This window comes from Actinobaculum suis, assembly GCF_900618115.1.
Taxonomy (GTDB): Bacteria; Actinomycetota; Actinomycetes; order Actinomycetales; family Actinomycetaceae; genus Actinobaculum; species Actinobaculum suis.
In genome coordinates this window covers 1,483,429-1,509,841 of record NZ_UYIO01000001.1, presented here as the reverse complement: position 1 = coordinate 1,509,841, position 26,413 = coordinate 1,483,429, and the positions used below count along the sequence as shown (strand labels likewise).

At 58.7% G+C, this 26,413-nt stretch carries 21 protein-coding genes; 13 read left to right on the top strand and 8 right to left on the bottom strand.

Going from position 1 to position 26,413, the window contains the following annotated elements:
• Window positions 1–88 precede the first annotated feature (88 nt).
• Window positions 89–445: an Rv2175c family DNA-binding protein gene (locus H8274_RS06190; RefSeq protein ID WP_049620114.1), complete on the top strand. Its 357-nt coding sequence runs from the start codon at window positions 89–91 to the stop codon at window positions 443–445.
• 206 nt (window positions 446–651) lie between these two features.
• Here H8274_RS06190 and H8274_RS06185 read toward each other — a convergent pair whose 3' ends face one another.
• Window positions 652–1,947, bottom strand: a complete 1,296-nt coding sequence (locus H8274_RS06185) for a polyprenyl synthetase family protein (protein ID WP_185934102.1) — start codon at window positions 1,945–1,947, stop codon at window positions 652–654.
• A 114-nt stretch (window positions 1,948–2,061) separates the two neighbouring features.
• On the opposite strand from H8274_RS06185, the gene H8274_RS06180 reads away from it, so the two are divergent.
• Window positions 2,062–3,150 (top strand): DUF4192 family protein, encoded by a 1,089-nt coding sequence (locus tag H8274_RS06180; protein WP_156181490.1) that lies wholly within the window; start codon window positions 2,062–2,064, stop codon window positions 3,148–3,150.
• A gap of 255 nt (window positions 3,151–3,405) precedes the next feature.
• Window positions 3,406–5,289, top strand: a complete 1,884-nt coding sequence (locus tag H8274_RS06175) for an RNA polymerase sigma factor (protein ID WP_049620111.1) — start codon at window positions 3,406–3,408, stop codon at window positions 5,287–5,289.
• A 346-nt stretch (window positions 5,290–5,635) separates the two neighbouring features.
• On the opposite strand, the gene H8274_RS06170 is transcribed toward H8274_RS06175, so the two are convergent.
• Window positions 5,636–6,280 carry a 3'-5' exonuclease gene (locus H8274_RS06170; RefSeq protein WP_185934101.1) on the bottom strand — a complete coding sequence of 215 codons (645 nt, stop codon included), beginning with the start codon at window positions 6,278–6,280 and terminating at the stop codon, window positions 5,636–5,638.
• A 181-nt stretch (window positions 6,281–6,461) separates the two neighbouring features.
• Here H8274_RS06170 and H8274_RS06165 point away from each other — a divergent pair, with 181 nt between their 5' ends.
• From H8274_RS06165 to H8274_RS06155, 3 genes are all read left to right on the top strand, one after another.
• On the top strand, window positions 6,462–6,656 hold the full coding sequence (locus tag H8274_RS06165) for a DUF7455 domain-containing protein (RefSeq protein WP_049620109.1): 195 nt from the start codon (window positions 6,462–6,464) through the stop codon (window positions 6,654–6,656).
• A 188-nt stretch (window positions 6,657–6,844) separates the two neighbouring features.
• On the top strand, window positions 6,845–8,971 hold the full coding sequence (locus H8274_RS06160) for a DNA gyrase/topoisomerase IV subunit B (RefSeq protein WP_065415121.1): 2,127 nt from the start codon (window positions 6,845–6,847) through the stop codon (window positions 8,969–8,971).
• Window positions 8,972–9,127: 156 nt separating this feature from the next.
• Window positions 9,128–10,258 carry a hypothetical protein gene (locus H8274_RS06155; protein WP_049620107.1) on the top strand — a complete coding sequence of 377 codons (1,131 nt, stop codon included), beginning with the start codon at window positions 9,128–9,130 and terminating at the stop codon, window positions 10,256–10,258.
• 254 nt (window positions 10,259–10,512) lie between these two features.
• Here H8274_RS06155 and H8274_RS06150 read toward each other — a convergent pair whose 3' ends face one another.
• Complete coding sequence (locus H8274_RS06150; protein ID WP_185934100.1) at window positions 10,513–12,933, bottom strand: DNA gyrase/topoisomerase IV subunit A; 2,421 nt, start codon at window positions 12,931–12,933, stop codon at window positions 10,513–10,515.
• Between the two features lie 99 nt (window positions 12,934–13,032).
• Here H8274_RS06150 and H8274_RS06145 point away from each other — a divergent pair, with 99 nt between their 5' ends.
• Window positions 13,033–14,307, top strand: a complete 1,275-nt coding sequence (locus tag H8274_RS06145) for an alkaline phosphatase family protein (protein ID WP_185934099.1) — start codon at window positions 13,033–13,035, stop codon at window positions 14,305–14,307.
• 18 nt (window positions 14,308–14,325) lie between these two features.
• On the opposite strand, the gene sepH is transcribed toward H8274_RS06145, so the two are convergent.
• Window positions 14,326–16,038, bottom strand: a complete 1,713-nt coding sequence (sepH, locus tag H8274_RS06140) for a septation protein SepH (RefSeq protein ID WP_185934098.1) — start codon at window positions 16,036–16,038, stop codon at window positions 14,326–14,328.
• Window positions 16,039–16,561: 523 nt separating this feature from the next.
• On the opposite strand from sepH, the gene H8274_RS06135 reads away from it, so the two are divergent.
• From H8274_RS06135 to H8274_RS06125, 3 genes are all read left to right on the top strand, one after another.
• Window positions 16,562–16,855 carry a DUF4193 domain-containing protein gene (locus H8274_RS06135; RefSeq protein ID WP_049620104.1) on the top strand — a complete coding sequence of 98 codons (294 nt, stop codon included), beginning with the start codon at window positions 16,562–16,564 and terminating at the stop codon, window positions 16,853–16,855.
• A gap of 441 nt (window positions 16,856–17,296) precedes the next feature.
• A complete protein-coding gene (locus H8274_RS06130) occupies window positions 17,297–18,016 on the top strand; it encodes a DUF3710 domain-containing protein (RefSeq protein WP_185934097.1) in 720 nt (239 codons plus the stop codon).
• Window positions 18,017–18,018: 2 nt separating this feature from the next.
• A complete protein-coding gene (locus H8274_RS06125; protein ID WP_049620102.1) occupies window positions 18,019–18,264 on the top strand; it encodes a hypothetical protein in 246 nt (81 codons plus the stop codon).
• 14 nt (window positions 18,265–18,278) lie between these two features.
• On the opposite strand, the gene H8274_RS06120 is transcribed toward H8274_RS06125, so the two are convergent.
• Together H8274_RS06120 and H8274_RS06115 are read right to left on the bottom strand one after the other, a co-directional pair.
• Window positions 18,279–19,040: a potassium channel family protein gene (locus tag H8274_RS06120; protein ID WP_185934096.1), complete on the bottom strand. Its 762-nt coding sequence runs from the start codon at window positions 19,038–19,040 to the stop codon at window positions 18,279–18,281.
• 9 nt (window positions 19,041–19,049) lie between these two features.
• The gene (locus H8274_RS06115) at window positions 19,050–19,769 is read right to left on the bottom strand and encodes a potassium channel family protein (RefSeq protein WP_338067697.1); all 720 of its coding nucleotides are present in this window, start codon (window positions 19,767–19,769) and stop codon (window positions 19,050–19,052) included.
• Window positions 19,770–19,791: 22 nt separating this feature from the next.
• Between H8274_RS06115 and H8274_RS06110 the strand changes: the two genes are divergently transcribed.
• Both H8274_RS06110 and H8274_RS06105 read left to right on the top strand, forming a co-directional pair.
• A complete protein-coding gene (locus H8274_RS06110) occupies window positions 19,792–21,579 on the top strand; it encodes an APC family permease (RefSeq protein WP_141670143.1) in 1,788 nt (595 codons plus the stop codon).
• Between the two features lie 44 nt (window positions 21,580–21,623).
• Entirely contained in the window at window positions 21,624–22,973 is a 1,350-nt protein-coding gene (locus tag H8274_RS06105; protein WP_065415111.1) for a class I SAM-dependent RNA methyltransferase, read from the top strand.
• A gap of 146 nt (window positions 22,974–23,119) precedes the next feature.
• Here the strand turns inward: H8274_RS06105 and H8274_RS06100 are convergent, their stop codons facing one another.
• Both H8274_RS06100 and H8274_RS06095 read right to left on the bottom strand, forming a co-directional pair.
• Entirely contained in the window at window positions 23,120–24,400 is a 1,281-nt protein-coding gene (locus H8274_RS06100) for an HRDC domain-containing protein (protein WP_231583153.1), read from the bottom strand.
• A 258-nt stretch (window positions 24,401–24,658) separates the two neighbouring features.
• A complete protein-coding gene (locus H8274_RS06095) occupies window positions 24,659–25,225 on the bottom strand; it encodes a DUF3000 domain-containing protein (protein WP_185934095.1) in 567 nt (188 codons plus the stop codon).
• Window positions 25,226–25,285: 60 nt separating this feature from the next.
• Between H8274_RS06095 and H8274_RS06090 the strand changes: the two genes are divergently transcribed.
• The gene (locus H8274_RS06090) at window positions 25,286–26,365 is read left to right on the top strand and encodes a lipid II:glycine glycyltransferase FemX (protein WP_185934094.1); all 1,080 of its coding nucleotides are present in this window, start codon (window positions 25,286–25,288) and stop codon (window positions 26,363–26,365) included.
• Window positions 26,366–26,413 lie beyond the last annotated feature (48 nt).

Here is a 26,413-nt window from a genome sequence, read left to right as displayed (position 1 = left end):
GTCAAGGAACTATGGGACGGTTTTTTGAAACCAACTCCGTGTGCTGCCTGTTTTCCAAAAGTCTCGGTACGAGCGGTAATCTAGTTGTGTGACTGAACAGAACGTGACTTGGTTGACCTTACGAGAAGTGGGCGAAGCGCTCAATGTTTCCCAACGCGAAGTGCGTAGCATGCTCCGCGATTTGCGCCTGCTTGCTACCCGCCGCACGGAAGATGGGGACCTCATGGTCGATTCGCGGATGCTAGTGGAAAAAGATGGTGCCGTTATTCCGCTGCCTTCGATGCGCGGCACGCTCACGATGCTCAAAGATTCTGGGTATAACGACGCCGAAGCGCAAGGCTGGTTGTTGCGCGAGGATCTCGAATTGGGAACTACACCCATGCAAGCCCTGCTCGATGGGAAAACGCACGCGGTCCGCCGCGTGATCGCCGGCTTAGCTTTCTAGTCGTAGCTTTCTAGTAGCTGCCGGGCTTTCTAGTGGCTACTGGCAATGCAAGGCTAAATACGGGCCTATAGCTAGCACGAAGGCTATGCCCCGGGCTATAGCCCGGCTTTAGCTACCGGCTTTAGCTAGATAGAGCTAGTTAGAGCTAGTTAGAACAAGCTCGAACTAGTTAGTCAGTAGAAGTGGCCGGCGCATAGAACAGTTTGTCAGTAGATGCGTCCGGCAAAAGAGGTGAGCAGGCTAGAAAGCACTTGCGCGCTGGCCGCGGGAAGCTTTTCCAGGGCGGCGCCGGCGGCCTCCTCGCGTTGGGCAATAAGTGCTTCGTGTGCGTCCCGGGCTCCACTCGTGATGAACAGTTTGCGTACCTGTGCCACTTCCGCATCGGCGAGCGCCACCATGCCACCTTTTTCTTTTTGCAGGGATTGTAACCATGCACGCTGGCTGGAGGATAGCTCCTTTTCGGCGAGGGCACGCAACACGGTGTGTTTACCTTCGGTAATATCCCCGGCTGCGGGTTTGCCCGTATGTTCCGGTTCGCCAAAAATGCCTAAGTCGTCGTCGCGCAATTGGAAAGCTTCCCCGAAAGGCACCGCAAAAGCCGTGAGGGTAGCTTCGAGTTCCGGGGTGCTGGCGCCGGTGAGCCGCGCCCCGATGAGGAGCGGATATAGCGCGGAATAAGACACCGTTTTGTAGCGGATCACTTGGAAGGCACGCGCAATCGGATCCGTGGCCGGTTCTACTTCCGCACGCAAATCCAAATATTGGCCGTAGGCAACTTCTTCGGCCATGAGGTTGAAGGCATCCACCGCCGAGTTTTCCAGCGTCAAAGTTTCCACCCCGGCCGTAGTGGCGGAGATTTTTTGGGCCAGATCCTGCCCGCTCGCGATTTCGGTGCAGGCTTGAGCGAGGACGGTGTCGCCCGCGATCACGGCGATAGCGCTCCCGAAAGCAGTACCGGAACCAACCCAACCGCGGGAAACATGGAAATCGGCAAACCGTTCTTGGACGGTAGGTACCCCGCGCCGCACCGGGGAAGCATCGATCAGATCGTCGTGGATGAGCGCCGCTAAATGAAACAGTTCGACGCCGGCGCCCGCCCGGGCCAGCGCTTCGCGCCAAGCGCCCAAGATCTCGGTTTGCCCAGCGAAACAACTATCGCTACCCCCAGTGGCATCACCATCGGTAGGCGCGGTAGCACCAATATTGCTATGCGCAGCGGCGCAGCACTCAGCCTGTTCGGCGCTATTGGAAGAGGTTCGGGCAAGACTGCGCGGAGCCGGATGGTCGGTAGCACTGGCCACGTGGTCGGTAGCACTGGCAGCTAAGAACCCGGCGAGCACCAAAACAGCGCGGGAGCGTTTCCCGCCCCGGGCAAGCTCCAAACAGGAATCCACCAACTCGGAAGCAGGGCCAGCAACCGCGTCGAAACGGCGTAGGCTGCTGAGGCGGGCAGAAATTCTTTGCTCAACACGGGTGCGGTACTCATCCAGGTGCAAATCCATGCGATTTACCTTACCTGGCCCGCGCGCTTTCCACAGGTGGCGGTACGCAAACGCTTTCCACAGTTTGCCGCCCGGCTCCGGCTAGTAAAACCGGCGCCTGTTGAGATAGGGGACATGCAGACAATAACTCTAAGACGCCCCGCGGAGGCACTAGCAGTCATTCCGCATATCCTGGGTTTTTACCCGCACAACCACCTGATCATTTTTGGGGCCCAATGCGCTCCCAATAGTCCGGCTGCACCTTCCGGCTCGGTAGGTCCGGTCATGAAAATCAACCTGAGTGCCGGCCCCGTACTTCCCGAAACTCGCCTCGCGATCGCCAATGCCGTGCAAGCTTGCGCTATGCAACGCGTGATCGCCGCTATCTACACGGAAGACCTCGGTAACTTCGTTGGCACTGAGATCTACAAAACCGCCATGCACGCGATCACCCACGCCGGGGAAAGACTTGACGAAATGTGGGCCGCCTCCTCCGCGCCGTGGAGTCTAGACGTTTTCCTTGCCGATAAGGACGGCTATTTCGACGTCGAAAGCGGAGAATTTGCCGCCTGGGAAACCCTCTCCGAATCCCCAGCCGCCGCCAGTTTCGTATACGAAGGATCCGCACCCCTAGAAAAAGAACCCTCTCGCGCCATCCGCCGCCACACTTCCGCACAACGCCAAAAAGCCACCACGATACGCAACGAAAGCCGGCGTCGGAAAGAAAACCGCAGGCAAACCCAAATGTGGAATACACTCCTGGCCCGCGCCGAAAAACTCGCCGACGAAGCCACTATCGAGGTCACAGCGGAAGAAGCCGGAATCGCGCTCGCGGGTTTGATGGACACGACGATGCGCGATCAGGTGATCAGCCTCGCCCTTTCCCCAATTCCACTCACCGCGCTGGAAAACATTGCGGTGGGGCCCACGATGGAAGAAATTAAAGATAAAGCCCCGCATATTCAGCGCGCGAAAGCGGTGATTAGTTTGTGCGACGCCGTGGCCGCTTACGCGCCGGATGACGATCCGTGCCCCTTGGCAACCTGCGCCTATATTGCGTGGTGGATTGGCATGACCTCGCTAGCGGGCCAGCGCGCCCGGGAAGCATTGCGCGCCGATCGGGACTACACGCTTGCGAATTTGGTGGCACGCGCTCTGGAATGGGCTTCGCTACCACCGTGGCTTTCCACGCCCGGCGGTGAAGATCGGGAAGGAACGAGGTGAGGACGAGAAGCAGGAGAAAACAGAGCGCGTTGTAGGGCGGCGAAGTGTGGGGCGGGGAAGCGGGGAACGGAAAGTGCGGGGCGGGAATCCAGGCGCGTAGATGTGTTTCGAGCCACTTTGGAGTTTGCTGGGAATGAGAATGCGGGTGCGGACGTTTTAACTGATAGGTCGAAGTGCGTCCATTTGGTTTCCTGCTATTTTATGGGGGATCATAGTGGACGCCAGAAAGCATAGTCGTCAGCAGAAAGGTGTCTCGTGGCCACGAAGTCAGCCAGCACAGAAAACTCAGCCGTGCAGGACGCGAAGGAAACGCAAGCGCAGGGGAGCGGTACTACTTCGCAAAAGGCGTCCGGTACTACGCGGAAGAGTAGTGCGAAGGCAGCGGCGGGTTCCGCGAAGTCGGGGGCGAAGAAAACCTCCACTTCGGGAACGTCCGCGAGTGCAAAATCTAGTTCTCGTAGCACCGGTACGAAGGCGGGTGCGAAGAAGAGTACGACGGCAAAGTCTGCTACCAAGCCCGCCACCGCTAAGAAGGCGGCGGCAACCAAGAAGACTGCTACCAAGGCGGCAACTGCTGCGAAGTCCGCCACCGCTAAGAAGGCGGCGACGAAGGCTTCGGAAACGAAGACCTCTACTACGAAGACGGCGGCCGCGAAGGCCAGCACTACGAAGACGGCGGCTAAGTCCACCGCCGCAACGAAGAAGACTTCTGCCAAGAAGTCCACGGCGAAGCAGACCACTGCCACTAAGGCGGCGGCTTCGCAGACTACCGGCACGAAGGCAGCTACTACCAAGAAGGCCTCCCCGGCTAAGACCGGCGCGAAGGCTGCGGCGAAATCTACGGCGAAGCAGAGCACGGCAACTAAGTCGGCGGCTACGAAGAAGGCGGCGGCGAAGGCCCAGGCGGAACCAGAAAAACCAGAAGTAGAAGAAGAACTCGAAGATACTTTGCCGGAAGATCTCGATGTAGATCTGGACGATGAAGAGGATCTGGAAGATCTGGAAGACCTGGATGAAGAAGATGACCTCGAAGCTGATCTGGTCGATGATGATGAAGACCTTGAGGACGGCGAAGTAGAGGAAGAAGAGGAAGAGGAAGAAACCGAAGCCCAAGCCGCACTTAAGGACGATAAGCCGACGGCGAGTCGCGGGATTAAGGGTTCCTTCACCGTCAAGGATTCGGATGAGTCTGATGAGCCGGCAGTGCGCGTACATGTTGCCGGTGCGACCGCTGATCCGGTTAAGGATTACCTGAAGCAGATTGGCCGGGTGCCGTTGCTGAATGCGGAAGAGGAAGTAGAACTTTCGAAGCGTATTGAAGCCGGTTTGTATGCGCAGCATTTGCTCGATACGGATGGGGTTGATACGTCTGATCGCAAGTACATCCGGGAACTGAAGATTATTGCTCGGGATGGCCGGCAGGCGAAGAACCACTTGCTGGAAGCTAATTTGCGGCTCGTGGTTTCTTTGGCGAAGCGTTATACCGGGCGGGGGATGCTCTTCTTGGATTTGATTCAGGAAGGGAACTTGGGTTTGGTGCGCGCCGTCGAAAAGTTTGACTATACGAAGGGCTACAAGTTCTCTACCTACGCAACGTGGTGGATTCGGCAGGCGATTACGCGTGCCATGGCAGACCAGTCGCGAACGATTCGTATCCCCGTACACATGGTGGAAGTGATTAACAAGTTGGCGCGGGTGCAACGCCAACTTCTGCAAGATCTGGGCCGGGAACCCACTACGGAAGAACTTGCGCACGAACTCGATATGACCGAAGAAAAGGTTATCGAGGTGCAACGGTACGGGCGTGAACCGATCTCCTTGCACACTCCGCTCGGGGAGGATGGAGATTCTGAGTTTGGTGACCTGATCGAAGATTCGGAAGCCGTACATCCGGATGATGCGGTCGGCTTTACTTTGCTGAAGGAACAGCTCCAGCAAGTGCTCGATACGCTTTCCGAACGGGAAGCTGGCGTGGTTTCGATGCGTTTCGGGTTGAGTGATGGGCAGCCGAAGACGCTCGACGAAATTGGCCGGGTTTACGGCGTGACGCGTGAACGCATCCGCCAGATTGAATCCAAGACGATGTCCAAGCTGCGCCATCCGTCCCGCAGCCAGGTGTTGCGCGATTACCTCGAATAAAGCGCGGCTAAAAGAAAAAATCAGGTGTTGCGTGCGAGCAGCCCGGGCGGGAAAGCGCGCGGGCAAAGCCGTAACTGAAAAACTAACGCAACTACAAAACTAAGTGGCCCGGTGTGCCTTGCTGGAACCAAACGGTTTCGCAGTGCGTGCCGGGCCATTTCCGCGGTTCGCAGTGCCTGCCGGGCCATTTCCATTTTTTGTAGTGCGAGCCGGGCCAAAAAATCTTGTGTGAAACCGCGCTGTGAATACCGAGAAGCGTTGTCTTTCCAAAACGGTGCGAGGAACGTGCGCGGCGCTACAACGTGCGCGGCGCTATAACGTGCGCGGCGCGATAACGTGCGCGGCACTAGAACAGCGGCTCTGGCCAGGAAATATCAATGGCAGCGCGAAGTGCGCCTTCCCAGGCGGCTGGTTTCCAGACGCGCCCGTCGCGAGCGATGGCATGCTCGGCATAGTGGTTTCCTTTAGCTTCTTCTTGCAAATAGTGTTGCAAGAGGCCCGCTGCGGCCCGCGCGTCTGCCAAAGCACGGTGGTGTTCGGTTAGCTGTATTCCGGCTCGCTCTGCGGCTGCTGGTAAAGAATGCCGGCCTTCCGGCAAATAAATTTTCGATAATTCCATCGTGCACACGGTGGCCTGGGCGGGAATCGCAAACGGGTAGGAAGCACGCTCAAACGCCGCATTCAAAAAGCTCACGTCAAAAGGTGCGTTATGGGCTACCACTGCCCGGCCGCTTAAAAGCTCTTCTAGCTGCGGAATCAGCGCCGTAAAGGAAGGTACTTCCCGCACGTCTTGCGCCGTAAGCCCATGCACAAAAGTTGCTCCCATAGGCCGGCCTGGCTGCACCAAACTCACCCATTCACCCTGGTTATAGCCCTGCCGATCAAGGGAGACGACGCCGATTTGCACGATCCTATCGGTTCGCGGATCCAGGCCGGTGGTCTCCACGTCCACCACCGCAAAACCGCTACTAGATGGCACGGAAGGAATCATGCCGGAAGTCTAAGCTGACCTGGCCCCAAGTCATCCCGAAAGCCACGAGATGAGAGCGACTCCTCAAATAAGGAGGCGAAGCCGCGAAATAGCGGGGCAGTAGCAGCCCGGAAATTTCCCGGCGGGTGAACCTAGCCGTCCCGACAGGAATTTTTGGGCCGGTTCATGCTTTGATGTATATGTGACTACAACACTGCAAGAAACGAGGACTCTAACCACTCGGGACCGGTGCGATGCCTGCGGGGCACAGGCATACGTGCGAGTACATATGCCATATGGAGAACTGTATTTCTGCGGGCACCATGCTTCGCAACATCTCGATAAGCTCAGTGCCGGCGCGATTGAAATTCAAGATGAACGTGACCGCATCAAATAATTAAATAGACAGATAGAAACCTGCAAGCGGCAAGAATTTGCCGCTTCTTCCCGTCGCGGCAGCGCCGGCTAAGTGCTGGGCCCGCGGCGGGTTATTTTTCCGGTCCTGGCGGCGCGTTTGCGCCAGGTGGCGGGGTAAACGCGCGGCGGAGGGCCGATTCGAACAAGAGTTTCGGTAAACTGGCGGGCGTGTCAACTACGGAAGCATATACAGCGCGTCATCTGCAGGTTTTAGAAGGGCTCGAAGCCGTTCGTAAGCGGCCCGGCATGTACATCGGTTCTACCGATTCGCGGGGCCTCATGCACTGCTTGTGGGAGCTGATAGATAACGGGGTTGACGAAGCTTTGGAAGGTTATGCTTCCGAGCTCAAGATCACCCTGTACGCGGATGGTTCGGTAGAGGTTGCCGATAATGGCCGCGGCGTACCCGTAGATACGGTTCCCGGGGTGGGCCTATCGGGCGTGGAAGTGGTTTATACCAAATTACATGCGGGCGGGAAGTTCGGCACCGGTTCATATTCCGCTTCGGGCGGTTTGCACGGGGTGGGTGCTTCCGTGGTAAACGCCCTTTCCGCACGGATGGACGTACAGGTAGATAGGGATGGGAAAACCTATCAAATGCAGTTCCGGCGCGGCGAACCCGGCCGGTTCGAAGATAACGGAAAAGAACCCCAGCCAGACGCCGCTTTTGATCCGTTCACGCACAAATCGGAGCTGGACGTCGTCGGAAAAACCCCGAAAAAGAAAACCGGGACGCGGGTACGCTACTGGGCAGACCCGGAAATTTTCCTTTCCGATGCGCATTTCCACTATGACGAACTGGTGGAACGCGTGCGGCAAACCGCCTTCCTGATTCCCAGTTTGCAAATCACGATCGTAGACGAACGGGGTTTGGAAGGCACGCCGGGAGAAGACGGCCGGCATGAAGAAACTTTCCAGTATGCGGGCGGGATTACCGATTTTGTGGATTTCTTGGCGGAAGATCCCGCGGTCACGGCCACTATGCGCTTGCAAGGCGAGGATACTTTCACGGAAAAAGCGCAGGTCTTGGACGAAAAGACGAAGCACCTGAAAACCGAAGAAGTGGAACGTACCTGCACCGTCGATATCGCTCTACGGTGGGGCACCGGGTATGAAACGAAGGAAGAATTCTTCGTCAATATTATTGCGACGCCGGGCGGGGGTACCCACCAGCAAGGTTTCGAAGCCGGATTGGTGCGGACCATGCGCGCGCTCATTGAAAAGAATGCGCGGCGGCTAAAGATTACGGCCCGCGATCCACGCATCGAAAAGGAAGATATTTTAGCGGGGCTCACCGCGGTAGTTACCGTGCGTTTGGATGAACCACAGTTTGAAGGGCAGACGAAAGAAATCTTGGGTACGGCCGCGGTGCGTAGCATCGTTTCACGCGTGGTTAGCACCCAGCTCGAACAGATTCTGGATTCACGCAAACGCGACCAACGCACCGAAACTTCCCGCTTGCTGGAAAAGATCGTGGCGGAAATGCGGGCCCGCGTGGCCGCGCGGATGCATAAGGAAATTTCGCGGCGCAAAAACGCTTTGGAAGCCTCGGCATTGCCGGCCAAACTGGCCGATTGCCGTTCAGAAGAAGTAGCGCAAGCGGAACTGTTTATTGTGGAAGGCGATTCGGCCTTGGGTACAGCGAAGCTGGCCCGCAATTCCGAATACCAAGCTTTGCTCCCGATCCGCGGCAAGATTCTCAATGTGCAAAAAGCTTCTCCGGCCGATATTTTGCGTAATGCCGAGGTCTCTTCGATTATCCAAGTGGTGGGGGCCGGTTCGGGGCGTACTTTTGATTTGGATGCAGCCCGGTATGGCAAGGTCATTATGATGACGGACGCGGATGTGGACGGTGCCCATATTCGCACTTTGTTGCTCACGTTGTTCTTCCGGTATATGCGGCCTTTGGTGGAAGCCGGGCGCGTGTATGCCGCCGTGCCGCCCCTGCACCGGATCGAAGTGGCGGGCCGTGGCGGCAAAAAAGGCGAATACATTTACACTTATTCGGAAGAGGAATTGCATCGCGAACTAGCTAAGCTAGAAAAATCGGGGCGGACCTATAAAGAACCAATTCAGCGCTATAAGGGTTTGGGGGAGATGGACGCCAACCAGTTAGCGGAAACCACGATGGATCCGGCCCGGCGTACTTTGCGGCGGATCCGGATTGAAGATGAAGCTGCCCTAAAGGAAGCCGAATCGGTTTTCGATATGCTGATGGGTACCGAGGTGGCACCGCGCCGCGAGTTTATTGTGGAAGGCGCCGATAAGGTGTCTTTGGAAGCCATCGACGCGTAGTCTAGAACCTGCCCCGAGCGCTTGCGGCTCCGCCTAAGCTCTGCCTGAGCCATGCCTAAGCTCCGCTTAAGCTTGGCCTTAGCTTTGCCTAAGCCCCGCATTTGCTGCTCAATTCTCGCACCTTCCGCGAATCCGAAACACAAATCGAGGTGATGAATGCCTGCACCGGCACAACCCGCGCATGTACCTGAGCTCAGCGCGGGCTGGGAACCTATAGCCGTGGCTAACGCGGCGGAAGTGTATGCCTTTCTTACCCGGGTGCAAAAGCACGACGGCGCACCTTTCCGTACATCTTTTGAAGAAGTGGAAAGCTTTTTTGATCCGGCGCGCGCCTACTATGCGTTTGGCCGGCGCGGGCCGGGCGGGGAGCTAGTAGCTTTTGGCCTGGTGCGTAGTTTCGGGGTGGGCAGTGGGCGGCCTTCGGTAATTCTTTCCGGGGCGGTGCATCCGCAAGCACACAACCAACTGGTAGCCGAATTGGCTTCGCAACAGTTATGGGCAGCCCGGCAACTAGTTGCGGCCGGCGAGTTAGGGAATTTTGAGAACCAGACCGCGGCAAAAGATAGTGCTAGCCCGGCCGCGGCAGTAGCGGTAACCCACGTGGAACCTTGGGAAAGCGAAAGGGCCTTGGAGCTAGCCGCGCTCGGTTTCCAACATGCATATAGCTACGTGCAAATGCGGCGGTATTTGCATGACGAATTGCCGCCCTTGCGGGTGCCAAAAGGCGTGGAATTGGTGGAGCTGAGCCCAAAATATGATGCGCTGGCTTTGGCTACCCATAACTCTTTCCACACCGAAAAACTCGACTATACGATTATGACGCCCGAACAGTGGGCCGCGGAGCGTACCTATTTGGCGCGGGATTGGAGCTTTTTGGCTTTGGATACGCGCGGGGATAGGCCTCGGGTACTCGGCTATCTAATTGCCGCCAAATATGAACAAGACTGGGAAACCTTGGGCTGGCCGGAAGGCTACGTGGATGAACTGGCCGTACACGGGGGTGCGGAGATCACTTCGGCTTTGCTAATTGCTTCAATGACGGCCCAAAAGGCCGCGGGGATGCGGTATACGTCCATGGACGTGACGGTTAACCGTTTCCCGGCGGGCTCCCGTGCAGCCGATGCGGGCACCTGTGCGGCCGATGCGGGGGAAAATAACTCCGGCGCAAACAATAACGACGCCGCTGCCAAAACAGGCCCGGAAGATACCGCAGAACGGGTGGCCCGCTATAAAAAACTCGGATTTTCCCCGGCTACCGAAACGCGCGTCTTCTTGAAACAACTCTAAAGCTGCCGCCTTGTGTCGTTTGCGCGGAGCCGGCCGCCCTGTGTCGTTTGTGCGGAGCGGGCCGCCCCGGGCGAGCGCCCGGCGAACCGCAGGAGCGCCCGGCGAACGCCCCGCGAGCGGCTCCAGCTGTGCGCGGCTCCGGATGGGCCCGGCGGCCCGGCAAATTGCTTCGGCGGCAAGCAGCTCCGGTTGCGCTAGCAAGCCGAGCCGGCCTCCTGCCACCAAACCGAGCGCAACCAGCCAGGGACCGCTGGCTATCTGCCAATAGCCGCTACCGGTTTAGTTAGCGCGGTGCCAGAAGCATCGCGCCGTTCTTCAATTTCGGGTAGCTCTACGACTTTGCCGTTGGAGGTCACGGCCCGCAAGGGTTCGGGGCCTACATAGGCGATGGTCAAAACGTCTTCGCCTTTCAAGAAACGGTGCGCTCGCACGCCCATAGTGCCCCGGCCCTTGGCCGGGAAACGATCCAGCGGCGTGACCTTGGCACTGCCTGCTGTAGTTCCCGGCAAAGCACTCGAATTACCGGCAATGGTTACCACCATGGTCCCGGAAATATCGTTGGCGGGAGCCACCCCGAGGGCGATCACGCGCGCTCCCGGATTGAGCCGGATACCGGCAATGCCCTGCCCGGCGCGCCGTTGCGGACGCACCAAAGAAGCTTCGAACCGCAATAGTTGCGCATCGGAGGTGATAATCACCAGTTGGTCGGTATCGGCAGAGATTGCCGCATCTGCCACATAGTCCCCATCGGCCAGGGTGATCGCTTCTGCCACGTCTCGGTTTTCTGGGTGAGAATCCGAGAGCCGTTTGATCCGGCCCTGAGCGGTAACCAAAGTTAAAACGCCGGCTTCCGCATTCGGCCCGCTTAGCTCTACCAAAGCCAAGGCTTGTTCTTCTTTTTCGAGGGAAGCGAGTTCGCGGACGCGCGAACCACCAGCGATTCCCGCATTTTCAGGGACAGCGGGGATGGCCACTACGTCTACGGCGATCACCCGGCCGGCCGTGGTAACCACGCCGATCCGCCCGCGGGCGGTAGCCTGCGCAATCGAGATCAAGGCATCATGGGAGGAACGTGGCCGGCCACTATCCGGAGCATCTGCTCCGGTAGTGCGGGCGATCAGGCCCGTACCGGAAAGCATCACCCAGGTTGGGTCATCAGCAATTTCCAGGGGCATATCGGCCACCTTGGTTTCGGATTCGAGGAGGACGGTGCGCCGGGGCGTACCGTATTCGCGTGCCACTTCCGTCATCTCATCCGCCACGGTTTCTTCAAGCCGGGCCTGCGAACCCAAAATGCTTTCCAAATCCGCGATGGTAGCTAGGAGTTCATCGCGCCGCCCTTCCAATTCGAGTTGCGAATATTTTGTGAGCCGGCGCAAACGCAGTTCGAGGATATATTCTGCTTGCACTTCCGAAAGATCAAAAACGGCCATGAGCCGGGCTTTGGCGGCCGCCGTATCTTCGGAGGAACGGATTACGGCAATCACTTCATCAATATTGAGTACCGCAATTAGCAAGCCTTCCGTCAAATGCAGGTTTTCGCGGGCCTTATTGAGCCGGAATTTGCTGCGCCGGCGTACCACATCAATCCGGTGGTCGATATAAACCTGCAAGAGTTCTTTTAGGCCGAGCGTACGCGGATGGCCATCTACCAAAGCCACATTGTTTATCCCAAAGGAATCTTCCAGCGGCGTGTGTTGGTAGAGCTGGGCTAGTACGGCGTCGGGATTAAAACCGGTTTTTACTTCGACGACGAGCCGGGTGCCGTGGTGGCGGTCGGTAAGGTTTTGCACATTCGAGATGCCTTTGAGCTTCTTGGCTTGCACCTGGGTTTTGATCCGGTCGATTACCTTTTCCGGGCCCACCAGGTAGGGCAGTTCGGTAAAGACGATGCCGCGTTTGCGGGCCGAAATTTTTTCGATCTTCGCCGTGGCCCGCATCCGGAAAGTACCCCGCCCGGTTTCGTAGGCTTGGCGGATAGGATCCAAACCCACGATCCGCCCGCCTTCCGGCAGGTCCGGGCCGGGAATGAAACGCATAAGGTCATCCACCGTAGCGTCCGGGTGTTGTAACAAATATTTGGCACCGGCAATTACTTCCACCAAATTGTGGGGCGGCATATTTGTTGCCATTCCCACCGCAATCCCGGAAGAGCCATTGACTAGCAGGTTCGGTATCGCGGCGGGCAACACCTGCGGCTGGAGCAAAGTGTTGTCATAATTCGGCACCATATCCACGGTGTCTTCATCCAAGCTGTCGAGCATGCCCAAAGCCGCGGGGGCGAGCCGCACTTCCGTATATCGGGAAGCGGCCGGGCCGTCGTCGAGCGAACCAAAGTTTCCGTGCCCATCGACGAGGGGGAGGCGCATCGTAAACGGTTGGGCGAGCCGCACCATGGCGTCATAAATCGCGGTATCCCCGTGCGGATGCAATTTACCCATCACGTCGCCTACCACGCGCGAGGATTTTACGTGGCCCTTTTCTGGCCGCAACCCCATCTGGCCCATCTGATACAAGATCCGCCGTTGCACGGGTTTGAGCCCGTCACGCGCATCGGGCAGGGCACGCGCATAAATCACCGAATACGAATATTCGAGGAAGGATGTGCGCATCTCATCAGAAACACTAATATCGACAATATGCTCGGAGACTGAAGCTGAACCTTTTTGCGCCATTACTGCATTATCTCCTGAAATCGCGCGCAATGGGAGAAGAAGGCACGCGCGGCGAAATACGGGCGGGCGTGAGAAATACGACGAGGCTAGGCTAGGGGCATGAGTTTTTTGCCGCCTGCCTCGCGTTCGATTTCCCGGGTACTTTCCGCTGCTCTCGGCGCTACTTTTTCGACGCCGGCGCCCCACACCGGCGCAACTGCCTCCGCACCGGCCAATTCCGGTGCTACCACCTCCGCAACTACTCCCGCGGTCTCCGTAACCAATTCCGTGCCGGCGGCAACCACCTCCGCGCCAGCGGCAGCAAATGAAGTGACCTGGGAAAGGTGCCGGGCCGATGCGGCCGCACTAGATCTTGGCGGCGCACCGCGCGTGTGCATTGTGCTCGTGGATGGTTTGGGGTTTGAGAACCTGCAAGCCCGGCTCGGCTATGCCCCGAATTTGCGGGGGTGGGAGCATCTTTCCCCGCTCTATTCGACTATCCCTTCCACTACCGCGGCGGCGCTTACCACTATTGGTACCGGCACTTTGCCGGGCGCTACTTCCATGCTTTCTTATGCTTTGCGTTCCCCGCGCACCGGCCGCAGTTTCAGCTTGTTGAGCTGGCAGGATGCGGGTTATGAGCCGGAAGAGTGGCAACCGGTGCCGGGCGTGGCAGAGCTTTTGGAACCAGCCGAGCGTGAGCGCGTAGCAATTATTCAGGATCGGCGGTTTGCTAATTCGCCGCTCACGCGTGCGGCGTGGAAAGGTATGCGGCATGTGGGGGCGGATGGTTTGGATGCTCGGGTGCGCGCGGCCCGCCAGTTTTTTATGCACGACGGCGGAAAAGTTGGCGTGTTTTATTGGTCGGAGGTAGATCATGCCGGCCACGGGGAAGGTTTTGCTTCCGAAGCGTGGACTCATGCTTTAGAAGAACTAGATCGAGGGCTTGGGGAACTGCGCCGGGCTTTGCCTTCCGGGACGCGGATTGCGGTGACTGCAGACCACGGCATGGTGGATGTGGGAGAGCGGATTGATATTGCCGCGGTCGCACCTTTACGGGAAGGGATTGCCGTTACTTCGGGAGAAGAGCGGGGCGTGCACGTATATGCCGAACCGGGTGTAGATCCGGCCGCTATTGCGATGCGGTGGCGGGACTATTTAGGAGAGGATGCCGCAGTTTTTACGAAAGCGGAAGCAATCGCGCAAGGCCTGTATGGTCCGCAAGTTACGGAGTTTTCCCGGCAAGTATTGGGTGACGTGATTTCCTACCAGTACGGGGATTTATCCTTGATTGATTCCCGTACGCGCACGCCGGGCCAAAGTTTCATGCGGGGCGTGCACGGCTCGGTCACGGAGCAAGAAATGCTCGTCCCGTGGATCATGAGCGAAGCCTAGGCAGATGCCTGCTGTTGCTTACTTTTTCTTACCGAAAACGATTTCGTCCCAGCTGGGCATTTCTGGCCGGTCCCGCCGGCGCGAAGATTTCTTCGGTTGTTCTTGCGTGCGAACGGCGGCCTGCTGACCGGTTTGTGCCCCGGCGTCTTGCCGGCGCTGGGCAGCCTCTTCATCGCTTCCGGGCTTGGTGGTACCACGTGCGGCCGTAGCGGGAGCTGCGGTGCTTGCGGCACTTGCCGCGCTAAGTCCGCTTGCCGCGCTACTGCCGCTACCGGCACTTACTCCGCTCGCTGCGCTGGGCGCACCGGCCGGGCTGTGCCCACTGGCCGGGCTGTTTTCGCTTCCGTTAGCACCGGGTGCGTTACTGCCTGTAGCGGTACCGGAACGGGAGAAGAACTTTTGCCGGCTACCGCGAGCTGCCCGCGAACGCAGGCCTTTCCCAGCGCCGTGATGCGATGCCGAAATGGTACTTGGATGCCGGGCTATGGCATCTGCCCGAGCCGCAGAAGCGGCCGTGGCATCCACCTGGCCAGTAACGGCCGGGATCCCAGTACTGGTAGTAGCGGCGGCAGTTTCGGCGCCGGCCAGGTCAGCGTCGTTTAGGGCAGCATCGCTTAGATTAGCTGTAGCTTCGGTGCCCGCCGCGGCGGTGGCACTATTAGCGCTAGTACTAGTAGCACTAGCCGTTTCTTGATGCCCGCGGGGCCGCAAGGGGAGAACTTCCGCGGGGTGCCCGTCGCCTTCGGTGGCATCTTTGGCGTAGATCTGTTCGGGGGCGCGATGTGCGCCGTCGAACTCATCTGGTGCCACGTCATTATCCGCATCGGGCATGGGGCGGCTGATGCCCCGCTGGCGATCTAAAGAGGCCAACACTTCATCAATAGTGGAGGAAGGCCGCATCCGCCTTTCCGCTTCGGCAGCAAGATTTGCCGCGTCTACATCACCAGTCTCCCAGGAGTAGGCGGGGCTTTGCGCGCCGCCTGGGCTTGCTGCCTGCCCGGAAATCTCGGTGAGTTCTTCTGCGCGGATGCCAGGTACCTCGGGAGCTGGGGGCTGGCCCGGCCCGCCATAAGTAGTGGCGGGAGTGGAAGCAGTTTGCGGGAAAGTGTAAAGCGTGCCGGTATCCACCGGGGGAGTGTTAGCCGGGCGCCACGGACCGGCGTCGGCAGTGAGCGAGGTTTCCGAAAGCCAAGACGCTTCGTCATTGAGCGCTTCGATCCGCCGATTATCTTGGTCAATATTCCACACCGCTTCGCGGTCGATCCCGCCGGAAGTGAAACGAGCATAAAGGACCCACGGGAAGCCGTGTTTGCGAGTAGCGTCCCACTGGATTTCTTCCGGCTGGACACCGCGGGCCAAAAGCCGGGAAGTTACGAGCTCTTCCACGGTGAAGGCCCCCGATTCTTCACTTACCGGATAGGCGCGAGCTTGCCGTGCCGTATAGTCACGCTCCGCTTCGATCGGCCCTGCCAGCGCCGAAACCCGCGAGGGTGGGAGAGCGGAAAGATCAGAAACTTCGTCAATTGTGCGTCCCTCACGAATCAAAGCTTGGATTTCGCGCGGCGTCATTTGCCGGGCCGGTTCAGCTGCCAGCGTTTGCGGAGATTTGTCTTTGCGGAGCATGGCTCGAAGATCATCCGTTACAGGAAGAACGTAACGGTTTCCGTCCTCATCATTAAGAGTGAGGTTTTCCCCGTCTGGCTGTAAACCGAGGAGTTCGAGCTTCTTCATGTCATCCCTTTGTAACTCACGCATTTATCTCATCCAAGACTGCCATTTAACGCCACGAAACTGGCAAATGCTAGGCGGTGTGTTCGCCATATTTAAGTGCTTCTACCCGCCCCAAAGCGCTTTCACCTCCGACCCACGTCCTAGATTTTTCAAAATCCGTTCAGTACCCCAACACTTAACTACCTGTCCCAACACATAACTACCTGTGGCTCTCTCGGGACGGTATCTAAATCCAGGGACCTTGGTACGGGCTACACACGCGGTGGCCGTTTGCGGGCGAGCAAAAGGCCGGCAAAAACCTGCTGAACACACGGAAGGAAGCCGTGTGGGTTAGCCCAAAAAGTTTCGCCGGCGAGACATTCGTTTGCATTTCGGGAAAGCGCTGTTACACTGAGCGCGCGATTACGAATTAATGAGGGAACAATGTGGTGCTCGCCGCGTTAAGGTAGCAGACCGAGCGGCGCGTAGCGTGCGCCCTGTTAGAACCCAAGAATGCTACACATGGATGGAGCGTGAATAGCAGATGGCAACTGATTACGATGCACCGCGCAATAAGGATGAGGGCCTGCGCGAAGAATCCCTTCAGCAACTCACCAGCCAATCAGATCAGTCCAGCAATGTTGACGAAGATGAAGTAGAAGCCGCGGAGGGATTTGAGCTCCCGGGCGCGGATCTTTCCAATGTGGAGCTTTCCGTCAACGTTATCCCCGCGCAAGATGATGAGTTCACCTGCTCGGTGTGCTTCCTAGTTCACCACCGCTCCCAGCTCGACCATATGGAAGATGGTTTGCCGGTGTGCATGGATTGCGCTTTCTAAACTCACCCACGTGCAGGCTAGCGCGCACTGTGTGGTCCATTGTGTGGTAGCGATGGCGCGCACTACCCAAGTTGGGTAGCGCGGGCCAAGTTGACAGCGCGGGCCTGGTGCGGTGGCGCGCACTACTGTGTGACAGCGCGGGCTGGTGCGGTGGCGCGCACTACTGTGTGGCAGTGCTGGCCTAATCGGAAGGCCCTGCTTGCGGTGGCATACTTGTCGCTAGGCTAGGGCCAAGCGCTTACGAGAAAAGCGTGTGGCCGACCGGAAAGCTTCCGGGCTTACTGGGAAAGCCAAGGTACGTGCGATAGCGTGCAGACCGGTTTCAGTAATGCCTGCAGGTTGCCCGCACGGGCACAGTTGCTGGCAAAGTGAAAGCGCGTTGGGGTTGCACAAGGCAAGGGCTGTGCAATGGTGCAGCAGCGAGGACTGAGGAAGGACGATATGAGGCTTTTTTGGCGCCGGAAGAAGAAGACGGACGAAGCAGCGGAAACAGCGGAGAGCCCGGTTGTGGCCGACAGTCCGGAAGTGGCCGGGCCGGGGCCCTATGATGAGGCAGATGCTCCAGAAAATCCCGATCGGGTGAATGCAGGAAGTCTCTTGTTACCGCCGGTTCCTGGTGCCAAATTACAGTTCTCGGTGGATCGCAATAAGCAGACGGTGCTCGGAGTGGTTTACCAGTTCGAAGATTCCGGTGTGCAATTGCAAGCTTTTGCCGCGCCGAAATCGGCTGGAATTTGGGATTCCGTGCGCGCCGACGTAGCCCAGTCGATTGTGGCGCAAGGGGGCCGTTTCACGGAAGTAGAAGGCGAATACGGGAAAGAGTTGCGGGCGATGATGCCCGGGCCAAATGAAAAAACTCGCGTGCCGGTACGGTTCCTCGGTATTGATGGGCCGCGGTGGCTGTTGCGGATTGGCCTGACTGGCAAGGCCGCCCTCAATAACGAGGTGGCCGCCGAAGTTTCCCACAAAGTGCTGGACGACCTCGTCGTCGTGCGTGGTTCGCGCCCGTTACCCGTACGCGAACTAATTCCCTTGCAGCTACCTACTTCTCCCGCGGAAGCCGACGCCGAAGCCGCGACCGAAGCGGCAGGAGGCCAGGGAGCAGGTAATTCGCCCCAGAACTTGCCGGTGCGCGGCCCGGAAATTAGCGAGGTCCGCTAGCAGTGGCGCGTTTGCGCGCAGAAGGTGAAGTTACCGCCATAACCTACCCGGGCGCCGGCCCGAACCCGGCGGTACAAGTACATGTGCATACCACCGCGGGCGTGCCGGTCACCCTGTGTTTTTTGGGACGGCGCGATATACGTTGTATCCAGGTAGGTTCGCGCATTCTTTTCGACGCCGTGCATTCCGCCAACCGCCCGGGCCTGGCCTACAACCCGCGCTACACCGTGCTCGAACAACCCTCTTAGCAGGGCCCCGGATTCTAATTGCGTGATTCGGCTGCAGGATTGACACCTGCACTCGCACCGGTCCCGGGAGCACCTTGCGCGCTGGGGCTGGCAGGCCCGGCCGTATCTTCGCTGGCGGGGAGGAACAGGCTTTGCAGTTCGGTTATATCTGCGGCTTCCGGACCGGCGAGGAATAGCACTTGGTCGGCGGCCGCAAACACCAAATCAGGGTCGGCATTAACCGGCATCCCATCACGCACGATCGCATTTACTATTACCCCTGCCGGAAGCACGAGGGAGCGCACTGTGCTCCCAATTACCGGGGCGCCTTCGGAAACTGTAACCTGCCACATGGCAGCTCCGGACTGGTGGAAGCTCAACACTTGTGCCAAAGAGCCATCGGCCACTGCGTCCTCTACCAAAGAAGCCATGATTCGCGGGGTCGAAACCGTTACGTCCACACCCCAAGAATCATTAAACAGCCATTCATTGCGCGGATTATTGACGCGGGCAATCACGCGGTCTACCCCAAATTCGGTTTTTGCTAGCAAAGAGACCACGAGGTTAGCTTTGTCGTCCCCGGTTGCGGCTACCACAATATCGGCGTCCCCAGCTCCTGCTTCCGCTAACGCGGGCGGTTCACCGGCATCCGCCAAATGCCACGATGCGTCCGGAACGGAAGAAATCCGCATCGCCGAAGGCTTTTTGTCAATAATCGACACTTCATTACCGGAAGCAGTAAGTTCGCGGGCCACGGAAAGGCCTACCGCTCCGGCGCCCACCACCAAAATTTTCATCGCTCGCTCCTACCAGCCGTGCTTCTGTGCCGCACCCGCAGCATCTTTAACGCCGCTACCTTCCGCCCCGGCCGCATCCGCATTATTCATGAGCACGTGTTGTACCCCGCTGGCACGTTCAGCCGGAACCACAAGTTTCACAATATCGCCGTCTTGAATAATTGTTTCTTCGTTCACCATCAACCCGCGCGAGCCGCGTTGCAGATAGCCCACCCGGGCCTGGGTGGCCGCTTCCAAGGCCGCAACCGGCCGGCCATACCAGGAAGGATCAAGATCGGCTTCAATGAGCGAAATCCCGGTTACGGGGTCATTAAACACGCGGTGCGGGCCCAGGGGGATGAGCCGGTGCAACACCTGATCTACCGTCCACCGCACGGTAGGAACGGTGTCAAAACCAAGGCGCTCAAAAACGGCGTCGCGCGAAGGGTCATACACGCGCACCACCGTATTGGTAACCCCGAAGGTTTCCCGCGCCACCCGCGCCGCAATGATATTGGAATTATCACCGGAAGAGACTGCTGCAAAACCCGCCGCTTCCTCAATGGAGGCACGAATTAGCACCTCCCGGTCAAACCCCACCCCGGTCACCTGCTGACCAGGGAAATCTTCCGGCAGTTTGCGGAACGCTTCCGGATCTTGATCAATAATAGCTACTGAATGCCCCATAGATGTGAGTTCGCGAGCCAGGCTAGAGCCGACCCGGCCGCACCCCATAATCACGAAATGCACGCAAACAGACTACCCTGTGCTAGTGATGGCACAGCAAACTCGATTCCGCGCGGGCAGCGCTTCCGGGGTAATCGCCCTGGCCGCGCTCGTGGTATTAATCCTGCCCCGAAGCGTGCAAAGATCCGCCACCTACGCCGAACCCGTCCTCGTGGGGATAGCGGGACTTGCCGGCCTGGCAGTCCTTATTGTGGTAGACATCGCGCTAAACAAGATCGCAAAACTCACTCCGGATACGGCCTCACACACGATCGCCTCGCGTTACGTGGCCCCGGCCGCTGGAGTGGTGGTAGCGGCCGTGAAATTCATCGCATATGTGCTCTTAATTGTGCTTGCCGGTGGCACGCTCGCGCTGGTGGTCAATGCGGTGACCCCGTTGGAATTCGACGGCCGGATCATTATCATTCCGGTCACAATTATCTTGGCGGTTCCGGTGATGTTGCGGTGGCGGATCAACTGGCGTTTCACCATAGGTGCTACCGCCCTGGCCCTCACCGTTCTCACGGCTTTGCTGGTGACCGCGCTTATTCAGGAAGCTACCGGTTCAATTAGTTTAAGCACCCTGGTTACGAACCGCGTGGAACGTGGCGGCGAAGTTTCGGTACGCCACCCGGTTTTGCAGACTTTCGTGGTCATGTGTTGCCCGGCCGCGCTAATGTGGCTGTGTGCCGAGCGGGTGACGCCGGGGGCGCGTAATAAACGGGTACCGAGTAGTTTCTTGCGTGCCACTTTTGCTATCGCCACGATCTATATAGTTCTCACGTTTTATGTGGCCGCGCAGTTCGGGATTGCTACCTGGCCGGTGGGTATGCCCACTTTGGTAATGGCGGCCGCGGTCTGGGGGCCGGTAGGCCAGGCGATTGCTGCGGGCGCTTTTGCTTTGCTAGCGGTGGCCTGTGCTTTAGCAGTTTATGATCGCTTGCCGCGCCTGTTACGTAGCCTGGCGATCGACGGTATGTTGGCACGCAGCCTGGCTTCCACGGAAGCGGTTATCCCGCGGCGCGTAGTGGTAGCGGTAGCGGCCGTGCTTGCGGCTTTCCTCGGTAATTTTTTGACGACGACGTACGCGGGCGTGGCCGCTTTCGTTTTTGTCTCGTTTATTGGATTTGGGCTTACCGCACTCGGTATTTTCGTCCGCGGCCGGCGCGTACTGCAAGAATCAGAACGCAAAGACGAACGGCGAGCCGGTTATGAAAGCGTGTGGACTTTCGCTTTGCTAAGCCTGGCCACGGTGGCGTTGCTGGTTATGATCATGATTTTGCAACCGGTGTGGACGGGGCTTTCTCTGGTAGCACTTCTGGTACCAACCGCGCTCATTTTGCTCACCCGGCGCCGCCGTGGCAAAATGTCTGCCCGCTTGGCGCCCCAAGATTTATCTGAAGGCCGGGCGTTACCGGTGCGAATCCACGCCGTCGTTGTAGTTTCTACTTTGGACTTGCCGGCCTTGCGCGCCGTGACCTACGCGCGAGGTTTGCGGGCAGCAAGCTTGACGGCTATTACGGTCGATTTTGACCCGGCCGCTACAGAGCGTTTGCGCAAAGATTGGCAAGAAGCCGATTTGCCGGTGAGTTTGACGGTATTGGGCCGGCCGGCCGGGCCTACCCGCAAGCCGCTCACAGAATACGTGCGGGAGATTTTGCGGCGCCATGATCGCGATGTGGTGATGGTAATTTTGCCGCGCGTGGTTTTGCAAAATGCGTGGCAACGAAATTTCCAGGGCCGCACCACACCCCGGATTTTTAGCGACCTGGCCGGCGAGGCACGGGTAATGTTTGTGCAAGTGCCATATTTACTCGAAGATGGCGGAGAATAAACCCCAAAAAGCTCGGGCGGGAAGGCCGCTCAGGAAAGGCAGAAATGATAGAGGTTGAACTCACAGACGTAGGCCACGGCGGAGTGGCGATCGGGCGTGCCCCGGACGGGCGTGCCGCCATGGTACGTTTCGGCCTTCCCGGCGAAACCGTGAAAGTACACGTGACGGAGGAAAAGAAACGCTACCTGAAAGGTGACGCGTACGAAGTGGTGGGCGATCCTTCCCCGCACCGGGTGGCGCACCCGTGGCCGGAAGCAGGCCCGGGAGGCGTAGGCGGAGCCGATTTGGGGCACGTGGAATTTTCCTGGCAACAAGAATGGAAAACCCGGGTTTTGCGTTCCCAAATCCGCCGCATTGGCGGGCAAGAACTAACCGACCATCTCGCCGCGCAAGGAATCGAACCGCGCGTGGAAGCCTTTGCGGGGGATACCGAATCGCACGGTTGGCATACGCGTACCCGCGTGGATTTGACGGCGGATCGGCGCGGCCGGTTGGGCATGTACCGGGAAGGCACCCATGATGTGATTGCGCTTGCGCAGTTGCCGATTGCGGACCCGCGAATCGTGGAACTTGGTTTGGTGGGCGTAAAAGCCCAGGAGCTGGGTTGGCGTTTCAATGCGGGCACCCGCGTAAAAGCGGTAGCGCCCTCGGCCTCTGCACCAGTAATTGTGGTAGATAAGCGGGTGGTAGATGCCCAGGGCCGCGATACCGAAACTCCTTTCGTCACCGAAAAAGTGGAAATTGCCGGGCATACCTACACTTACCGGGTGCGAGCGGATGGTTTTTGGCAAATCCACCGGGAAGCGGCCCGTGCGGTTAGCGAACTGGTAATCAGCGAGGCGGGCGTGCAAGTGGGAGATCACGTGCTCGAACTTTATGCCGGAGCCGGCCTGTTCACCGCGCCTTTAGCCCGGGCGGTAGCTGGCGGTAGCGCGACGGGCGCAGCAGGAGAAAATGCTGGTGCGGCAGGCGAAAGCGCGGGCGCGGCAGGCGAAACTGCGGGCGAAGATTTTGCGGACGCGGGAGCGGTGGCAGGAACCGTACGCGGTTTGGAAGGCAATCGTTTGTCCGTGGAAGCGGCACGCGCTAACTTGCGGGATTATCCGCGCGGGCAGGTGACGACGGCGAAGATCACGCCCCGCTTGATTGAACGGGAAGGGTACGGCACCGATATTTTGATTGCCGATCCGCCGCGTACCGGCCTGGGAATTGACGGTGCTGGAGCGGCGGCGGCTTGCGATGCACGCCGGATCGTACTGATTTCTTGCGATGTGGCCGCCATGGCCCGCGATGTAGCCACGATGGTGAACCAAGGCCGGCGGGTAGTGGCCATGCACTCGCTGGACATGTTCCCAAACACCCACCACTTCGAAGTGGTTACCACCCTCGCGTAACCAGGCAGGGGAGTGGCCGGCGGGAGTAACTGGTATGGGAGCGGCCGGCGGGCGCAACTTTTGGGAAAGCGGCGCCGGCGCTGGGCTCGTACGGTGCATCGGCTCGCCCGGATCAGACGTAAGCTGCGGCACCGGGCTAGTTTGGTTTAGGAGAAGGCAGCGGCGATAGCGGGCGCGGCCTGGGCAATTTGCCAGGGCCGCGCTCCCAGATCGGCCAGTTCGTTTTCGAGGCCGCGTTTCTTCCAGCCATACCAGGCCAAAGCTTTTTGGGTGGCCGGCTTGAGCAATACGTCTTGCCGGATGCCCAGTTCTGCGGCCCGGCCGCGCACGGCATCACGCACGAGCACCCAGCGTTCCGCCGCGTGCTCATTGTGCCGGTTCCAATTACCCGGAGAAGTGGGGAAACTACTGGACTGAGGGAGTCGTTTTGGTGGAAGTTCCGATTCGGAAAGCTTCCACGCCCGGGCCACGCCCTCCCAGAGTTTTGCCGCATACTTCTTTTTACTGCCCCGGCGTAGCATCGGCGCATTTCGCACATCAGCCAAAGACCGCGGCCGGCGGGCTGCCAAAGCTCCCAAAGCCTTGTTGGCAAGCACCCGGCCCGGCGCAATATCTGCCTGCCGGGCAATCTCTTCGCGCGCCCGCCATAATTCGCGGGCGATTGCCAAAGTGCGCGGATCGTTAATATTGGCAGACTTAGTAATCTTGCGCCACGGATCCGGGCTGGGTTTCTTGGGCGGAGCCGTGCGTACATGCTCCGATTCCTGGGCGCACCATTCGGTGCGTCCGGCGTCGTCGAGCATTTCCAGCAAACGCTCCCGCAAGGGAATAAGTAACTCTACGTCGAGGGCCGCGTAAGAACGCAGGTCAGCAGAAAGTGGGCGTTGCGACCAATCGGAGTTTGCGTATTCCTTCGCGAGCCGGAAACCGAGCAGGGTTTCGACCATCCACTGTAGGGAAAGACGTTCGAAACCGAGGATCATGCCGGCGATTTCGGTGTCGAAAAGTTTCGGGCAGGCCAGTCCGAGTTCGCGCAGGCAAGGAAGATCTTGGTCGGCGGCATGCAAAATCCACTCGTCGGTGGTCAAAACTTGGGCGAGCGGGCCAAAACGGGTTTCGTTGCCAACCGGGTCGAACAGGAAGCTACCGGCACCGGCGCGGCGGATCTGTACCAGGTAGGCACGCGCGGTATAACGAATACCCATAGCCCGTTCCGCATCGATCGCAAAAGGCCCGGTACCGGCCCGCAAAGCCGCCACCGCTTGCGCGAGCTGCGCAGGAGACTGGGTGAGCGGCGGGATTCCCTCGCGCGGGGCGTCTAGCGGCACCGGATTGGGTACCGGTTCCGGATTGCGGAAATCTTCGACACTGGGCTGCGGGCCACTCACGCTAACTACATGGGCGGTAGGGCCGATAGTTTGCGGCACGCTAGGCTCGTTAGTGCCGCAAATGCGTGCCGCGCGGGCCGTGGTATTGGCGGCGCCTGTACCGGAAAGGTTCGTAGTGCGAATGTTCGTGCCTGGGGCGTTTGTGCCGGAAGCATTCCTGCCAGGAGCGTTCGTGCGGGGAGACTTCCTGCTCGTTTTAGGCGCACCGGATTTACGTGTGCTGTGCCCGCGATTTGGTTCGGAATTGCGAGGCGATGTTTTCAAAATGGTATGTAGCTTTCTGTCCTCAGATTGGTTTTAGCGCCGGCGCAGAAAAACCACGCCTTCGGGAGCAAGCCCGGCAGCGGAGGCAATAAAATCTGCCCACGCGGAAAGGTGCCCGGAAAGGTCAGGATCTTCCGGACTCCAAGAGGCACGTAATTCTAGCTGGTTACTGTCCTCTTGCAGGTCCATGCCACCAAAAGTTTCGTTATAAACCCTGGTCACAGTACCCAATAAACTATGGTACGGAGCTTCGTGTTGGTGTAAAGCGTCGGCTAACCGTTCCCACACCATTTCGCCAAAGAGTGGGTCGGTACACATATCTAAATCAATGGGTACCGTTATTTGGCACACGATTCGACACGGACCATTCCAGCCCGCCTGCCCGTCCGGATCATAAAGGACTATGAAACGTGCACTCCCACGGTAGTATGCGGGATCTGACGCTGCGGATTCGTTTATTTCTGCCCGTAAGGCTACCGCCCAGGGCGCCAGGCCACGCGGTGGAGGAATTTGTGTGACGTGTATCTCTTGCCGGAACACGTGACCGCGAAGGCTTCCCAGCGCCTTGAGGAAGTCATTGGGTGCTTCGATGTGCGACACATTTTTACGATAGCGGCGAGCTACCTCCTTTAGGTCGGGGCGCGCCGGTAGGATGGCGGTATGGTAGCGAGCGCATTTATAGATGTGGATGATTCGACGTTTCTGGCTGCGGCGCAGAAGGCGCAGGTGAACCTTCCGCTCGAACAAATGCCGCAGTGGGATGCTTTTGAAGCGTCTGTGGCCGGGCGCACCCCGTGGAAGCGGTTAGTGTGGACGTGCGATGGCGTAGCTCGTGCCTTTATTTCTTTGACTTCGATGCAGGGGCGGGGCTTTACCTATCTGTGGGCCAAGCATGGCCCGGTGTGGGCGGGGAAGGAACCCAGCCCGGCTGAAGAGAAAGCTTTCCGCACGCAACTAGTGCGGATCGTGCGCGCGGAATCTCCACATATCGCATTTGTGCGTATGCATATGCTCCACCGCGATACGGATTTACAGCCCTTGTTGCAGTCGGTGACTTTTAATCGCACGGTTTTGCTGGATCTGACCCAGGGAGAAGAAGCTCTGCTAGCTTCTTTCAAAAAACGAGGGCGGCGCGATGTGCGTAAAGCTTTGCGCAATACCGAGCTGGTAGCGGCGGATGAAACCGCAAAAGCGGGCGATGATTTTGGGGAGCTCTACCAGTTGCTAGTAGAAACCGGGGAGCGCGATTCTTTCGGGATTAACGAGCAAGCCACCTACGAGCGAATGCTGGAAGCGTTAGGGCCTGAACATGCCCGCCTGTACACGGTGCGAATTGCGGGAGAAGCGGTGTGCTGGGGGATTGTGACCAAAACGGACCGCTTGGCCACGTACTACTATGCGGCTTCCTCGGCTACTGGCCGGCAAGCGGGCGCACCGGATTTGCTGGTGTGGTTCATGGCCTGCGAATTAGCGAAGGCCGGCGTGGAAGTATTCGACCTCATGGGGATCGATTCAGATTTGGCACCGCAACTGGTTGGGGTCACGCGGTTCAAAACCAAGTTCTCGGAGGAGATAACGCCGGTAGCTGCCGCTTGGGACGTGCCTGTGCATCGCCGTCTCTACCAGGCTTTGCAGGTAGCTTTGCGGGCCAAGCGCGGGGTGAGTGCGCGCCTGCGGCAAACCCGCGAACACGTTTCCGCGGGTTTGCAACGCCTGCGCCGGAAGGCCCCGGAAGAATAAACCCGTTTACCTGGCGTGTGTAGCTGGGCAAAGGAGTAGAAAATGCCG